1 protein-coding gene is annotated in these 941 nt (G+C 66.8%); it reads right to left on the bottom strand.

Annotated features, from left to right (window positions below; translation table 11 throughout):
- A partial coding sequence (locus QCM77_RS45915) for a transposase (protein WP_280097141.1) occupies positions 1 to 842 on the bottom strand: 842 nt, incomplete at its 3' end.
- Positions 843 to 941: the final 99 nt, after the last annotated feature.

The raw sequence follows: 941 nt of genomic DNA, 5'->3' as shown, positions 1-941 counted from the left end.
GGGCGGAAGCCGCCGTCGGCCATCTTCATGACGCGTGCATCGGCGTCCGTCGTCGACGCACGTGCCTCCTTCGGCTTCTTGCCATTGCTGCGCTTTTCTTCGCGCTCCTTGCGCTGCTGCTTGATCTCGGCGAGCGCTGTCTGCGCCGCTTTCAGGCGCTCGCTGCGCTCCCGCGCGGCTCGCTCCTTGGCCGCCCGGGCGCGCTGATTGCTGGCGTCCGAGCGTGCGTCGACCTCGCGCTTGAGATCTTCCACCACGGTCTCAGCCAGGGCCAGATGCCGATCGAGTGTCGCCTCGCGCCGGAACGAGGCGGCTCCCGCGCTGGCCCGGACCCGGACCCCGTCCTGCGCCAGCGTCTCCAGCTTGACGAGGCCAGCCTGCGCCAGTGCCGCCAGATGCTCGCCGAGCAGCCGGTCGAGCAGATCGGCGCAACCAACCCGGAAGTCCGCCAGCATGTGATAGTTCACCGACACCCCGCCGCACAGCCAACGATAGGCATCGTGGTTCTCGCACAGCCGCGCCAACGCCCGCGCGCTGCCGACGCCCTCGCTCGTGGCAAAGAGCCACAGCGCCAGCAACAACCGGGGCGATGTCGCGGGCTGACCCGGATGATCGCCCCTGGCCTTGATCCGGTTCTCCAGCTCGCTCAGATCAAGCTCTTCGACATACGACCAGAACAGGCGCGCCGGATGGTCTTCCCCGATCAGGCTCTCGATATCCACCGCCCGCAATGCGATCTGGTCGCGTTCGGGTTCACGCAGCCGCGGCGCCCCGAGTGGCGCTCCTTCGGCTTGCGGCTTCGATTGCGCCGGCAGTGCTCCGAACAATTCATCGCTTGCCATCGTGGTCTCCTGCGAATCCGCCATCGCCAGAGAATCACACTGCGACGGCTTTCGGCTATAGTGCTCGATGAGCCGTCGAATAGATCACACCCTCTGAGG

Origin of the sequence: Bradyrhizobium nivariense, from assembly GCF_029846695.2 — a bacterium.
Classification (GTDB): domain Bacteria; phylum Pseudomonadota; class Alphaproteobacteria; order Rhizobiales; family Xanthobacteraceae; genus Bradyrhizobium.
Note: the sequence above shows the minus strand (reverse complement) of the source record. Positions and strands in the feature narration are given on the sequence as shown.